Below are 14,942 nucleotides of genomic sequence, written 5' to 3'. Positions count from 1 at the left end.
TTTATAATAAAACAAAACAGAAAGGTTAAAAAAGGTATTTAATATGTTATATGGTTTAAAAGATTGCGCTAATTTACAGATTTTTAGTTCTCTGGACAACAAGCTGAAGCTTTATTGTAATTATGCAAAAACCTCTTCCATGGAATTTACCAGCGAATCAGTATTTGCTTACAACAAGACCACAAAGGCAGTCCGCTGGGACAAGTCCAGGGAAGGTACGTTTAAAACCACACTGGAAATCTTTGATATGTCAGTTCTTGCACTGCTCTTTGGCACAGAGATTTCAAACGGAGAGATTCCATTTGCCAAGAGGGAAGTTTTAAAAGTAACCAACGGTACCGCCACCTTGGTGGGCACCCCAAAAACCGGTTCCTTAACAGTATATAAGGTGGATCCGGAGGATAAGATCACAAATATTGCAGAGCAGACAGTCGGTGATGCTGCCGCTGAAAACAATTATTCCATCAACGGAAAAGTCCTCACCCTTAACACCAATACATTTGCTGATGACGGATATGTTGCCTGCTACTACCTGGTGGACACACCGGCCCAGTCCTTTACCGTGGATAACGCTTCCTTCCCAGGCGGCTACTATATCTACGGCGATACCAACTTAAGAGGAACCAATCAGGTGGATGAATTTGTCCAGTTCAAGCTGGTAAACTGCAAGCCTCAGTCAAACGTTTCCCTTAACATGGATTCAGACAATGTGGCTACTCTTGAAATTACATGGGATATCATGTCCGACGCAGAAGGCAACATGATGACCTGGAGCAAGATCGAATAAGAAAACTTGCCAAATGGTACTTAAAGACAGCCGGTTGAAATATACCGGCTGCTTTTTTAACTGGTACAAGGGGGATATGCTATGGAATTTTTAAATGATTATACATCGCCTGTTGTTTTAGGCATTTGTCTTTGTATTGGATATATTTTAAAACAGTATATAAAAGATGTGGATAATAAATATATTCCTACGATTTGCGGATTGGCCGGTGTAATTCTTTCCGTATGGATGAGTCATGCTTTTACCCCGAAAATTATTTTAAGCGGCTTAATAAGCGGACTTGGGAGCACGGGAATGCATCAGATGTTTAAACAGTGGCTTGAGAAAACTTGATGTTCCGATACTCTGGTGGAAATGATGATGGATATAGGAAAGGAGGGGTTATATGGTATGGATGAAATTTATACAGGTTTAGCAGTAAAATTACAGGAAGTAGACAGCCGCTCTCAATCAAATTCAAAGCGGATCGACGGACATGACAAAGACATTAAAGAAATCCGGGAAGAACAGAAAATCATTAATACCATTGTAAACAGCGTTGATAAAATTGCCACATCCATGGTTGATATTAAGGAAGATATAAGAGATATGAAATGCGGGCAGACACAGCTTACAGAAAAAGTAACCATATTGGAACACCGGCCTGCCTCGGAAGCGAAAAAGAAAGTCGATATTATCTGGGATTTGGGAATTAAGATTGTTGCTGCTGGGATTATTGCAGCGGCATTGGCGGGGTTGCTTCCTGGTATTTCGTGGTAGCATCGCACAAAAGTAGCTTTTTATTATTGCACTATCCAATTTTAATCATATTATGGAAATAAAAAGTTGCTTTCACAATATGATGGCGGTGCCAAAGGAAGCATTTTAATGAGAAATTAAAAGGCAGTTTCTTATAAGTTTTATGATACGGATAAAAGGAGAACGAAATTTATGTTAAATAAGATCAGGGAATATTTTGTAAAAAAAATAGAATACAAAGAAGCAAAGAAGGTTCTTACTCTCCTCTTGTTGAATCAGTTCAATGAGTTATTGAAAGACCAGAACATTTTAGTGGAAGAACAGCTTAAGCTAACCGAGCAGATGAAAAATCTCAATGACGAATTCAGTGCGGAGGACATCAGAAAGCTTATGGCTGACATCTCCAGGATCACGGCTGATCCCAAATTGACCTCAGAATATTTTAACCAGGTAAGCAAACAGGCATAATCGTAAATATCACTACCACCCTTTCCCTTCAAAGGTAGTCATTTTTATGTCAATATTATATGGAAGGAGTTCAATATTTTAATGAAGAGCGAATATTCAATAATTCTACAAACGATTATTGATGAAACTAAATTAAAAAAACAACAGTTACCCACGCTTATGAAGGAAATAAAAAATGAATATAAATTACAACTTGGTGTTAACATAAAAAATAATACTGCTGAGAGTTATGCCAATCAACTATTTAAAATAAAAAACACTTTAAAAGAGATTGATAAGATTTCTTTAAATAATCAGGTGCTTGCCTGGAGAAAAGCTAATTCTGCAGTGGAGAGAGAATATGGGGCAACTCTTGATAGTCTTCTGGCAAAGTTGAGTGCAGTCGATAATCAAGCGGGTTTCAGCAAATTGGAAAAAGAGTTTGGGAATTTGCAGCTTGAAGCACATGCATTGGGATTGACCGGTAAGAGTACAATGGATATCCTTGGAGCAGGTGCCAAAAAACTTATTGAGTGGGGGCTTTCATCCGACGTGGTCACGGGTGTAATAAATTCATTTAAAATAATGGCTTCCAGTGTTATTGAAGTAGATTCTGCAATGTCAAAACTCCGCAAAGTGACAGACGAAACAGATCTAAAATATAAAGATTTTCTTGATAATGCCAACCACAAAGCACAGGAATTGGGGCGTTCGGTTTCCAGTTTGATTGGGCAGACATCAAACTGGTCAAAACTCGGATATGGAATGAACGATGCAAGTAAGCTTGCTGAAGTTTCTTCTATTTATTCAAATTTAGGTGAAATAGATGATGACCAGGCAGTATCAGACCTGGTTACAGCAATGAAGGCGTTTAATATTACAGCCTCAGACTCTATTAATATTGTTGACTCCTTTACTAAACTGGGAGATAAATTTGACGTCACAGCAGGGTCACTGGGGGATGGACTCAGAAATTCTGCTTCCGCTTTGTCACTTGGCGGAACGGATATTAATAAATCTCTAGCATTATTAACGGGGGGCGCTGAGATCACTCAAAATGCCGCTGAATTAGGTAATGCCTTAAAGGTAGGCCAGTTGCGTATCATGGGCATGAAAAGTGCCTTAGAAGAACTTGGCGAGGAGTCGGAAGGGCTTGAGTCAGTAAATAAAATTCAGTCACAGATTCTTAATTTAACCAATGGACAGGTTAATATCATGAGTAAAGCTGATCCATCAAAAATCAAAGATTATTATGATATTCTTGAAAGTGTGTCAAAAGTTTATAATTCTTTGAAACAAACGGAACAAGAGGATTTACTTGAAACACTTTTTGGTAAACAAAGAGGAATCCAAGGATCTGCCGTAATTCAGGCATTCCAGTCAGGTCAAGTGCAAAAAGCTCTTGAAGTTTCTTTGAATTCATCTGGATCAGCATATGAAGAACAGTCCAGATGGATGGATTCATTAGAGGCAAAAACACAACAATACGGAGTTTCACTCCAATCATTATCACAAACCGTTCTTAGTTCAAATTTTTTAAAGATTCTCATTGAATCAGGAACCACCCTCAATAACGTATTAGATGGAACAGTTCAAAAATTTGGTCTCGTATCTACCTTATTAGGTAGTGCTGGGATAGCAGCATTTGTAAAAAACTACGGTTAACTCTGAAACACGAGTTACACTTAAATATCCGAGGGATTTAAGTTGGCCTATCATGGGGAAGAATATATCATAATGGCGGTATAAACAATTCCATGAGATGAAAGTTTATAAATAAAAAGAGGATTAATTGCTTGAAAGTGTAAGGCTCACTACTCTTCTATTAATAGAAGAAACCGAATAATAAGGTAAATAAGTCAAACGGTTCACACGCCGGAGTGAGATTTCTAGGGATAAAAAATAATTCCCGACAGATGTATAATCACTAACGAAGCAGCTAGCCCTATCTGCGAATAGTCATGATATATAATCCGATGGCAACAATTGCACAAGCAATGTCGGGATAAAATCATTAAAGATAGGGAGTGTTCAGAGAGCACCACTCCTCACAGCACATGAAAGCCATATTTCATTGTGCTGTTAATGCATGTTCCAAAGTGTATGTCATATAAATGTTTCACTTTACATTATATTTCAATGTTTAAATTTAAAAAGCCACTCCCTTTTTCTTGGTTAATCTGGTAATTAACTTTAAATTGGCTGAATTACAATAAAGTTCAACGGGAAATATCCTGCTCTCCTGTCGTTCCCCCGCTTACTTAAACTTTTTCTGGTACCGCCAATCCTATCGCCCACTTGCAAGTTGGACGAACTTGCGGCTTCACCAACCGGCTTTCCACATTCAGAACGATCAGGACCATACTTTTCTACTTGATCGTAATAATTGGATATATTATACTCTTGAAATTTTATAAATGCAGCTTAAAGACCTCGGAAATCTTCCAAATATAATTGAAAATTTAAATAGTAGTAGTAATATAGCTGATTACTTTAATTCATTAAATCTAAGTATGCAAAAATGTGTTCTGACAAGTGATAAGCTAAATCAATCACAGTTGGAATTAATATTGGCAGGAACCGTTTTTCAAGAGAACTCAAATGGGATTAAAGCCACCGTTTCCGGCTTAAGCAAAGCAGAATTAGAAGCAGCAGTTCAGACTACTTCCTTTTCAACTGCCGAAAAAGGTGCCGCCATAGCAACTTCGGGCTTCAGTACTGCACTAAAAGGACTTTGGGCAACAATAGCGGCAAACCCCTTACTTGGAATAGGGATTGCTATTACAGCAGGATCTGCGGCCTGGAATTTTTACAAACAATCTGCTGAGAAAGCTCGTCAAGAGACATCGGCCGCCGCAGACGCATATTTGGAAGTGTCCTCTTCAGTTAATGATTATGCTGGCAAATACAAAGCATTGTATGACGAATTAACAAATGCTAACACCACAGAAGAAAGACAGTTAGAGATAAAGAGTGACCTTCTATCTCTTCAACAAGAACTGAATGATAAGTATGGCGACGAGTATGGCCATTTAAATCTTGTGACTGATGCATACAAGGATCAGACAGAAGCAATAAAAAACTATAATAAAGCCGCCGCTCAAAGATATTTAAATGAGCATAAAGAGGGATTTAAAACTGCTGAGGAAAAAATGACTTTGAGCAGGACATATTTTCTTGGAAATGATATTGGCACATATTCTGAATCAGGGAGTAAAATTCTAGATATTGCAAAAAATTATGAAGACTTTGGTATTGCTGCAGACCCAAATGAATCTACTGGTACATTTTCGATTATATTAAATGCGGATGCCTCCAAGGCAAATACTGTAATTAATGATTTCATGACGGAAATCGGAAGCTTGGAAGAGTCATTTGGTAAGGATGATCCTTTTATATCAACTGTTATAGATATGTCAAGCGATTCCTTGAGAAAATCTATGGAGACGTTGGATAAGTATGAAAAGGACTTTAGTACCGGACTAATGATGGAGATTGCTACAAACGGTAAATTATCCGATGGATATAATAAAGCTGCTGGTGCTGTTGAAGCTTATAACAACGCTCTTATTTCTGGTGATGAAACAAAAATTCTATCTGCAAAAGATCATTTAAATCAAATCAAAAATTCTATTGACCTTACGAGTGATAATTGGAAACGCTTTGGCAGTGTCATGACAGACATATTCAATCAGGCTGATACACGTTTATATGACTTTAGAGATGCTTTCGCTTCTAATGAAAATAATCTTACAACTTATGCCAGGGCATTACAAGGTAAAACAAGAGAAGAATTACTGTCAATGGAACAAGATAAAGCGGGAGCTGATTTTAACAAATTATTGGAATCTTCCAAAGAGTATGATCTCAGTGTTAATCAGATCATCGACGAACTGGTTCGATTAAAAATTGTTCAAGAAGCTGCAGCAAAATCAGGTGAAGCAGCTTTTGCTCCACTATCAAAACAGGATTTAACCGCCAAAATAAACTCATTATCCGGAGGTTTTGAGTCTCTTAATAAAATTTCGAATAGTATAAAAGGGGAGAACCCTTTTGACTATGTATTACTGGATGATAAAAAATTTAAGGATAATTTTAGTGATCTTAAAGATACTTATACAAATTTTGTTGAAACGATATCATCATCCCCAAAAGATATTAATGCTACTCAGTCAGCTTTCAATGAATTGGTTACGGCTTGGATTGACAGCTCCGGGGTATTAAATAATCTTACCGAAGAAAATGCCAAACTAGCAGCTACAATGCTCGAGAATATGGGAGTCACTAACGCTGAAGAAGTTGTAATGTCTCGCCTTATTATACTGCAGGAGCATCTTGCTGCACAAAAAGCTTATACGGCAGAAATGAGTTATTCGCTTGCAAACGCCACGGCAGATGAAATACCTAATATTCTTGAGGAGGCAACTCAAAGCGAAATCGCTAAAGTTGCTCTTGCCGGACTTGCAATTGAAAAGCAGTTATTTAATGGACATGCTTTGGATACCAGTGGTGATATTGAAAACATTCTCTCTCTTGTAGGAATAATAGGCACAGCTAATACCGCATTAAAAAATCTCTATATCCTTAAGTCTGGCGGAAATCTTGGCGGACGTATCGACAAGGAAGCATATGATAAGATTCAGACAGATGCACTACAAGAGCTTGATGTTGCGATAAAGGAGTCTTCTATTTATAAAGGCAAAGGTTCCGCTACCAATGCTTCCTATGGGAACGGAACTCAAGCAAATAAGTCAACAAATGGTTCGGGAACTTCCGGAAATGAGAAAGCCAATATCACAAAAGAATTTGACTTCGTTGAACGCAGGCTAAAACTTTTTGAAGATAAACGCGCTGAATTAAAAGAAAAGTCAAATAATACTTACATTGATTTCCTTGGTATCACTCAAAGCGACTTTGACCGCGCAAAGGAACTCCTCACTTCTGATATCGCAAACATGACCACCGGAGCCGATGAACTGTTTGCCATTGTACAAAGAACTGGCCTGACCATGGCAGAATTGCATACATTGGTTTCCACAGGTAATCCCTCTGAGTCCAAAGAAAACTACTTATCCCAGTTACTTGAACTGGACAAGACCATGTTGTCTGATTATGAAGGATCCGTACAAAAATACCAGGACAAATATAAAGAAACACTTATCGGAATTCCCCCCCAATATCAGGAAAAGATCGAATCAGGCAGCATATCCATTGACTCGTTATCCGGTGAAGAAACAGAAAAGGTTCAAGCAGCGATCAATGCTTACGATAAGCTAAAGGAGGCAATCAAAAAACAAACTAACTTTGAAAAAGAATATATTGCTGATACCATTGCCCCTTATGAAAACAAAGTAATTGCTATAGAAAATACCAACAAGCAGTTTGAAAATTCTAATTCTCTTCTTGAAAAACAGATGGAATACTATCGGTCAGCCGGGGAAATAGTAAATTCTTCTGTACTTGAAGCTTTGGTTGGTAACACAGCAAGTCAAATTGAAAACGTTGAAAAAATACTTAAAACCAGACGGGCCCAACTAAATAACCTGCTTACTTCCGGCAAAGTATCAAAAGATTCAGAGGAATATATCGAAATCAAAAATAAAATCAATGATGCAGAAGTTTCTCTTTTTGAATTAAAGAAACAGCAGGAGGAATACAATCATCAGTTAAAACAATTGCCTATCAATAACCTTGGCGTAGTTATTTCCATGTATAATGATATCAACTCTGCCATCTCTAATTGGGGGGCTGAAATCGAAGCATCCGGCAAAAAATTAGACAGTGAGTATTATCAAAAAATGATTTCTAACGGTGCAGAGATTATCAATCAGTATAAAAAACAGGCATCTCTGATTGAAGACGTCATGGGCGAATACAAAACCGGATCCGACAACTGGAACGAATTGTACAGTCAATTACAATCCGTAAACTCAGAAATGTCCTCTATGGTGCAGAACTTACATAAATGGAACGAAGAACTTTTAAAAATGCCAATGGAGAATATTAACAACTATTCTTCCGAATTACAAAAAGTTGCCGATGGACTGAGCAGCGTAAAAAATGAATATGAAACAGTAATCAGTGCAGTAACCGGAGCAATTAATGATGAAATCCAAAAGATTAATGAAACCAAAGAAGCCTATGAAACATCACTAAATGTTCAAAAGAAAGCGATTCAGGATAAGCTGGACTTGCTGGATAAACAAAATGAAAAGCTTAAATTACAGACCAATTTAGAACAGGCATTGTACGACCTGCAAGTTGCCAACACGCAAAAAACGGAACGCGTCATCCGAAACGGGGAGCAAGTTTACGAGTCAAATGCGGACAATATCCGGAATGCTCAAAATGCCGTTCACGATGCCCGACTTGACGTGGAAAAATACAACCTCCAGTCTCAGATGGATAAGCTGGATGAAGCTCTTGAAAACTATAACAAAAAGTGCGAAGAACAGTTGGAAAATTTAAACAAACAATCTGAAAAGTGGTCTGAAATCGTAGAAAAAATAACACAGGCACAGAATGAAATAAAAGCAGCGGAAATCCTTGGAAAGGACTGGAAAGATAAAGTTATTTCCGGAAATGATTCTGGCATATATGACATGTTTAAAAACATGTATCAGGCCAATGCTGACCAGCTAAAGCAATATGAAGAACAGATCAATGCCACAAACAATATTTACTCTCTCTTAGAAGAATACATTGCTTCCTATAAAAATGGTACACTCTCCTACGATGAAGCAATGAACGGAATGAATGATTTGCTGAAGCAGCTAAATCAAGTAATGTCTGCCAGCAGCAATTTACAGAACATCTATGATTATTTAGGTTCTGTCAATAATACCGGCGCTAACGCAAACGATGTATTAAACGGCATACAGAAAGGTCTGGCAGATACTGCTTCAGAATTAATGAAATCATTTGAACAATACAATAAAAACTCCGGTATTATTTCAGAGTACACCTCCAGTTGGCAGCAGCTTACCAACAATGTATCTTCCATGCTTAGTGTGCTGAAAGAAGTCAGAGATAATCTGAAAAATGGCTATGACCGTGATGACGACGACGATGACGACGATGGCGCACCATTCCGCAAAGGCAGTGAGGGATACGTAGATAGCGGGCCAGGGGCATATAAAGACGGAATTGAAAAAGGAATCGTTGGTACAAATTCTAAGGAGGAGGTTGAAACCAAATTGAAACTATTAGGTTTAAAAGCTCTCGCTCCTGACGAATTGCCATCAATCCTGCATAAGGGTGAGGCCATATTTAATTCGGAACAGCAGGAAATGCTGCTTGATAACTTTTCAACCGCCTATGGCGTAATACCTGATTTTCCTGACCATGGCAAGGTATTGGGTGGTTTTATTCTTAATAATGAAATTCCCTCTGTTCAAAATTTCCAATTTGGAGATATTAATATTCAAGAGTGCAATGACAGTGATTGTTTGGCAGAAGGAATATTAAATGGCGGGTTAAGAAGCGCCATGCTTCAGCAATCAGGTAAGATATAAATTATGAAAGGGGTTCCTCATACGGAACCTCTTTTTAAATAAAAGAAGGTGGTGATTATTTGAACTTTCAAGATGTATATAAAAAAATAGCGGAAGATATCAGTTACTTATTTACAAATATGGCAAATACTTTGAAATACGATAAGACATTCAGAGCAAAAGTAATCAGCCAGGAATCAACCGGGAAATATAAAATACTTTATAAAAATGTAGAGTATACGGCAAAATGCGATGGCAGGTTGAACGCTGGTGACTTGGTATGGGTGTGCGCTCCAAGAAATGATTGGAATGAATTATATGTACAACTTGGCGGTGCTATACAAAATCAAGTTAATCAAATAAATGGTAATTTAAATAATAAAGCTGACAAAGATGTGGTAATAATTAGGGATCAAAGTTTTGCAGATACCACTGTGCCTGCAAATGGCAGTGTAGATATCCCATATACTCCTTTAGCGGTTACTGGATATACTCCATTAGCATACATTCCAAAGGCAGCGGGTAACTCAAATGCTGGAATCACCGCATTAACAGCCACATTGGTCAGATTGAGAAATTTTACAAGTTCCAGCCAAGTTGCAAATCCAACAATTGCAGTATTATATATTAAAAACTAAAATTTCATTTATTAAGGCTTTATAAACCTCCCAACAAAAACTCCATCCACATAAAAATTGAGTGATAAGGTTTCATAATTCCACCCCATGCTTACGCGACCTTCGCCCAAGCGGTATATTGCATTATCTGCCTTAGTCGATACATTAGACAAGTCAGTCTGATTAGCCTTACTCGTTGTCAGGTTTTGTATGTCTGTATGTACTCCTGTTAAATTGCTATTTTTATAACTATTTTCCACTATCATATTATGTGTTTCTGAATGTTTCCACTGTCTTTAAACAAGGATTGACTGGTCCATATTGGGTATTTAATCTAACCAAAGCAGTTGGATGACGGTTCCATCTGCTTTGGTTGATCCACTTTCTGATGAATTGTATGATCCTAAGCGCTTAACTTTTGAATTAATACTGAAGCATTAGCATTTACTTGTGTTCCTCCGGCCAAAGTTTGTAGCGTAACCGCAGCAGAACTTGTATGATTTCGGATAGTTAAGATATCGGATGCGGCGGCAGTAATAATTACCATCCCTGGATTCGCTTGAGTACCAGCTCCAGATCCATATACTGCTCCAGCAACGGGAGCTCCATTTTGAAAGACAGTAAATTGATTGGGCTCTACACCCGCAGCATAAAACCAAACGGCGTAATCACCAGCGCTACCAAATTGGATGGTGGATGTTCCGGGTGCATGTGCGATGGTACCGACGATAATTCCATTGGTACTAAATAGTATATCTGCCTCTAAAGCAACAACTTGAGCATCCAAATTATAGATATAAGCATATTCTGATAACCCAGCGGTACCTGTAGGTCCAGTAGCGCCGGTAGGTCCGGTATCCCCAGTAAGTCCAATAGGCCCGGTAGGTCCTGTAGCACCGGTAAGACCGATAGGTCCAGTTGGTCCCGTAGCACCGGTAAGACCGATAGGTCCAGTTGGTCCCGTAGCACCGGTAAGCCCGATAGGTCCGGTATCTCCAGTAGGCCCGGTAGCACCGGTAAGCCCGATAGGTCCGGTAGGTCCCGTAGCACCGGTAAGCCCGATAGGTCCGGTAGGTCCCGTAGCACCGGTAAGACCGATAGGTCCGGTATCTCCAGTAGGCCCGGTAGCACCGGTAAGCCCGATAGGTCCGGTAGGTCCCGTAGCACCGGTAAGACCGATAGGTCCAGTTGGTCCCGTAGCACCGGTAAGCCCGATAGGTCCGGTAGGTCCAGTTGCGCCGGTAAGCCCGATAGGTCCGGTATCTCCAGCAGGCCCAGTAGCACCGGTAAGACCGGTAGGTCCAGTTGGTCCAGTAGCACCGATAAGCCCGATAGGTCCGGTAGGTCCAGTTGCACCGGTAAGGCCGATAGGTCCAGTTGGTCCCGTAGCACCGGTAAGTCCAGTAGCGCCGGTATCCCCAGTAGGCCCGGTAGCACCAGTAGCACCGGTAAGACCGATAGGACCGGTAGGTCCAGTAGGTCCGGTAGGTCCAGTAAGTCCGGTATCCCCAGTAGGCCCGGTAGCACCAGTAGCACCGGTAAGACCGATAGGTCCGGTAGGTCCAGTAGCACCAGTAAGGCCGATAGGTCCAGTTGCTCCGGTAGGCCCAGTAGCACCAGTAAGGCCGATAGGTCCAGTTGCTCCGGTAGGCCCAGTAGCACCAGTAAGGCCGATAGGTCCAGTTGCGCCGGTAGGGCCAGTAGCACCGGTAAGGCCGGTAGGTCCAGTGGATCCCTGAGCACCAGTAGGTCCGGTAGATCCAGTAGGTCCGATAGGTCCAGTAGGCCCGGTCGGGCCTTTACAACGACAGCATTTGCACGTACAAGGTTCACATTTAATATTTTCATGATTGAAGCAACTATCTGATGAACATCTTTTTGTGCCACTACAATCGCATATATTCATTCCTTGAAATTCCCCAGGCTGCATAAAGCTCCCTCCTATAAATTATTTACAGCGTAATTAGACGCCTAATGTATTATATTCAAGAAGTATTAAAACTGATATTTGGATAACAAATAAACTATTCATGGTAAATTTAAAATTAATTATTTGAACAAATAATAGTCCCTCGGAATCTTGAGTGATTATTACAGCCCTACGGGCCTGGTGTACCTTGAAAAGTAAATATTATCCGAGAATGAATAAAAAATATGGAAGATTAAAAAATGAGTATAAGAAACATACATAGCTGCCTCTATGGTTTACAATTATTATGTCTTGATTAAGCGGTGTGCAAAATCAATCGTTTGAGATCTGAATCAAAAGACAGATCCCAGGCATCATGATGCGATAGAGGCAGCAGTACCACATCTTAGTTGATAAGTGTCTGCCGTTTTCTAATAGAAAGTCTATTTACTGGCATTTATTGGAACACTCTGCAGAAGTTCTTGCATTAAATTCGATTTTCCACTCGTCACTATTTCTGGGAGGTATGTTAATAAGTCTTGAATTATCTTTCATAGAAAGATGAGCGGTATGAACAAAAGATAGGAACGGAGCATGCAGGAAGGCAGACGAGGTTTTTGCCCCAAAACAAAATAGCTATGCTTCATCAGAAGATCCGTGAAGGATAAATCAGTAAGCCAGAAGTGTTCAAGAATTGCCCATGTAGATTTAGAAAAAGATTTGGGATCAGAATATATTTACAAATTTGAGAAACAACAAAACTTTGATAGGCGGAATGACCGCCAGAGTTAACAGGTAACATTAAAAATCGCCTCCAATCGAAAATATGTCTTGTAGACAAGGGCACGTAACGCCGCATATTTCGATGAAGATGTCATGCGTTATTGAGAAAAGAGTGGGGGTTTTAATAAAAACGGAACCTGAGAGCCTTATAGAATAAGGGCTAGAGATTCCGAGAGATTATAATAAAGGGGGATACAAATGTATGCAATTATACATCCAATAGAACCATTTGACACTTCTATAGGAACAGAAATTAAATTTACCTGGAAAGGCAATCAGATCTATAAAGTACGATGCATCATTAAAGAAAACCAAAGCGGAAGAACCGTTTATGACAATACAATCAGCACCATGAAGCAATCTTATATTCTGCCTCCTGGCTCAGGTCTGATAAACGGCACATATTACATTGCCTACCTGTCAGTTTTTGACGTGAATAACAAGGAATCAGATATTCAAAGCATTGGAACTCCATTTTACTGTTTTACCAAAACTCTTTGGGCGGTACTACTTGAAGATGACAGTATTATAAAATCTTCCACATATAAAATAAATATCAAATTTGAACAAAGAGAACAAGAACCTCTTGACTGCTTTTCTGTTACATTATATACATACCAAAAAACAGAGCTATCTTCATCCGGTAACATTTATGATATATCCGATTTGTCACATGTAATATCAGGGCTTGAGAATGCAAAACAGTATTATATCAGAGCTACCGGAAAAACACTGCATAACATGGTTCTTGATACAGGTTTTATCCTATTCACCGTTTCATATATCACCCCTCAAATATTTAACACTCTTGAATTAAATAACAAAGCAGGCCAAGGCGCCATTGAAATTAAAAGCAACATTGTTTCTGCTATTGGTCTACCGGGAAAAGACGTAATATTTATTGATCACGAATACGCAGATTTAAGAGATAATAATGTCACCTATAATAAAGGCTTCGAGATAAACGGTGACTTTACCAAAGTATTTGTTTTTCGTGAACCAGCCAGAAATTTCAAAATTATTACTTTCGGAGATGGTGAATCATTTGAGGGAAATATTTATTATAGAATTGGAAAATATGCTGATTCAGGCAGCGAAAAAGTGTGTTTTGAACTAGTGGTAAATTCATGTGGAATTAATTATATACATTTTAGTAAATATATTAATTTACCTGCAATTCATCAGAGTTTTGCTTTATGCGTTAATCGTATCAGCAGTAATTATGACATAAACGCTGTATTGGTGAATAAAAAATAAAGGAGGTGATTTACAATGTTTATAGGCGGTTGTTTTTCCGGTTCAAATAGCAGTTTGGTTTCTTCCCCTGTAGATGACCTGGATGTGAAAACATTAACAGTAAAAAACGCTGTCTTCGATGAAATATACGCTTCTGTCTCAATCATAAAAATATCTGATTTTAACGGAAGTTTCCCCAGTGAGTGGAATTTTGATACTCGATTACATGCACTGTTTCAAGATAATCTTTACGGAGGAAATGTAAATTTCTCTGAAAGCATCGTGGAGTTTATCAGAATAAAAAAGAAAACAAAGCATGATTTAAAATTTAAAACAATCTATGAAAAACCAATCAACAGAAATGAGGATTTTTCAATATTATTTATGGATTATTATGAACCATTTGGAGAAGTTGAATATGCCTATGTTCCCGTAATTTCCGGTGGAGAAGGCGATTACATCGGTAATAAAGTAAAATCAGAATTTGAATCCTACTTTCTTTGTGATAAAGACATTTCATATCCAATGATACTTGATACCTCATTTACTAAAAAACTAAATCACAACTCAAACATCATTGAACTGCAGGGCAGAAAAAAGCCGGTGGTTATAAAAAATGGAATTGCCAATTACTATTCTGGTGATGTCTCCTGCACATTTATTGAATTAAAAGATCAGGATTGGTGTACAAGAGATTCCTGGGAATACAGGAATAAAATATATGAATTTCTCACCGACGGACACCCTAAAATCTTAAAAGACATTTTGGGTAATGTCTATATGATAAGTGTAACAGGTGAAATTTCAGAAGAATCCGATCATGATGAGCATGTGACTACAAAATTCAGTGTTGTTGAATGTGGAGATGTTTACGATATAGGTGATATGTATGACAACGGTTTCATTGATACAGATTTGGACAGGTAGGTGTT

The 14,942-nt window shown here is 38.6% G+C and carries 10 protein-coding genes; 9 read left to right on the top strand and 1 reads right to left on the bottom strand.

Features of this window, described 5'->3' with window-relative positions; all coding sequences use genetic code 11:
- Nucleotides 1–43: 43 nt before the first annotated feature.
- From ACYVD3_RS06665 to ACYVD3_RS06635, 7 genes are all read left to right on the top strand, one after another.
- Nucleotides 44–787 (top strand): hypothetical protein, encoded by a 744-nt coding sequence (locus ACYVD3_RS06665; protein WP_460641731.1) that lies wholly within the window; start codon nt 44–46, stop codon nt 785–787.
- A gap of 81 nt (nt 788–868) precedes the next feature.
- Nucleotides 869–1,120 carry a phage holin family protein gene (locus tag ACYVD3_RS06660; protein ID WP_460641730.1) on the top strand — a complete coding sequence of 84 codons (252 nt, stop codon included), beginning with the start codon at nt 869–871 and terminating at the stop codon, nt 1,118–1,120.
- Nucleotides 1,121–1,177: 57 nt separating this feature from the next.
- Complete coding sequence (locus ACYVD3_RS06655) at nt 1,178–1,546, top strand: hypothetical protein (protein ID WP_460641729.1); 369 nt, start codon at nt 1,178–1,180, stop codon at nt 1,544–1,546.
- 171 nt (nt 1,547–1,717) lie between these two features.
- Nucleotides 1,718–1,993, top strand: coding sequence for a hypothetical protein (locus ACYVD3_RS06650; protein ID WP_460641728.1), 276 nt, complete (start codon nt 1,718–1,720; stop codon nt 1,991–1,993).
- An 81-nt stretch (nt 1,994–2,074) separates the two neighbouring features.
- Nucleotides 2,075–3,637, top strand: coding sequence for a phage tail tape measure protein (locus tag ACYVD3_RS06645; RefSeq protein ID WP_460641727.1), 1,563 nt, complete (start codon nt 2,075–2,077; stop codon nt 3,635–3,637).
- Between the two features lie 752 nt (nt 3,638–4,389).
- Complete coding sequence (locus ACYVD3_RS06640; protein WP_460641726.1) at nt 4,390–9,486, top strand: coiled-coil domain-containing protein; 5,097 nt, start codon at nt 4,390–4,392, stop codon at nt 9,484–9,486.
- 59 nt (nt 9,487–9,545) lie between these two features.
- Nucleotides 9,546–10,103 carry a hypothetical protein gene (locus tag ACYVD3_RS06635; protein WP_460641725.1) on the top strand — a complete coding sequence of 186 codons (558 nt, stop codon included), beginning with the start codon at nt 9,546–9,548 and terminating at the stop codon, nt 10,101–10,103.
- Nucleotides 10,104–10,485: 382 nt separating this feature from the next.
- On the opposite strand, the gene ACYVD3_RS06630 is transcribed toward ACYVD3_RS06635, so the two are convergent.
- Nucleotides 10,486–12,012, bottom strand: coding sequence for a collagen-like domain-containing protein (locus tag ACYVD3_RS06630; RefSeq protein ID WP_460641724.1), 1,527 nt, complete (start codon nt 12,010–12,012; stop codon nt 10,486–10,488).
- Between the two features lie 960 nt (nt 12,013–12,972).
- On the opposite strand from ACYVD3_RS06630, the gene ACYVD3_RS06625 reads away from it, so the two are divergent.
- Nucleotides 12,973–14,031 carry a hypothetical protein gene (locus tag ACYVD3_RS06625; RefSeq protein WP_460641723.1) on the top strand — a complete coding sequence of 353 codons (1,059 nt, stop codon included), beginning with the start codon at nt 12,973–12,975 and terminating at the stop codon, nt 14,029–14,031.
- 15 nt (nt 14,032–14,046) lie between these two features.
- A complete protein-coding gene (locus ACYVD3_RS06620) occupies nt 14,047–14,937 on the top strand; it encodes a hypothetical protein (RefSeq protein ID WP_460641722.1) in 891 nt (296 codons plus the stop codon).
- The last annotated feature ends 5 nt before the right edge of the window (nt 14,938–14,942 follow it).

This window comes from Lacrimispora brassicae (assembly GCF_054772055.1).
Note: the sequence above shows the minus strand (reverse complement) of the source record. Positions and strands in the feature narration are given on the sequence as shown.

Bases quoted from the DNA above. Each gene is read 5' to 3' on its own strand.
- ACYVD3_RS06665 (WP_460641731.1), top strand. From the start codon at position 44: ATGTTATATGGTTTAAAAGATTGCGCTAATTTACAGATTTTTAGTTCT.
- ACYVD3_RS06660 (WP_460641730.1), top strand. From the start codon at position 869: ATGGAATTTTTAAATGATTATACATCGCCTGTTGTTTTAGGCATTTGT.
- ACYVD3_RS06655 (WP_460641729.1), top strand. From the start codon at position 1,178: ATGGATGAAATTTATACAGGTTTAGCAGTAAAATTACAGGAAGTAGAC.
- ACYVD3_RS06650 (WP_460641728.1), top strand. From the start codon at position 1,718: ATGTTAAATAAGATCAGGGAATATTTTGTAAAAAAAATAGAATACAAA.
- ACYVD3_RS06645 (WP_460641727.1), top strand. From the start codon at position 2,075: ATGAAGAGCGAATATTCAATAATTCTACAAACGATTATTGATGAAACT.
- ACYVD3_RS06640 (WP_460641726.1), top strand. From the start codon at position 4,390: ATGCAGCTTAAAGACCTCGGAAATCTTCCAAATATAATTGAAAATTTA.
- ACYVD3_RS06630 (WP_460641724.1), bottom strand. From the start codon at position 12,012: ATGCAGCCTGGGGAATTTCAAGGAATGAATATATGCGATTGTAGTGGC.
- ACYVD3_RS06625 (WP_460641723.1), top strand. From the start codon at position 12,973: ATGTATGCAATTATACATCCAATAGAACCATTTGACACTTCTATAGGA.
- ACYVD3_RS06620 (WP_460641722.1), top strand. From the start codon at position 14,047: ATGTTTATAGGCGGTTGTTTTTCCGGTTCAAATAGCAGTTTGGTTTCT.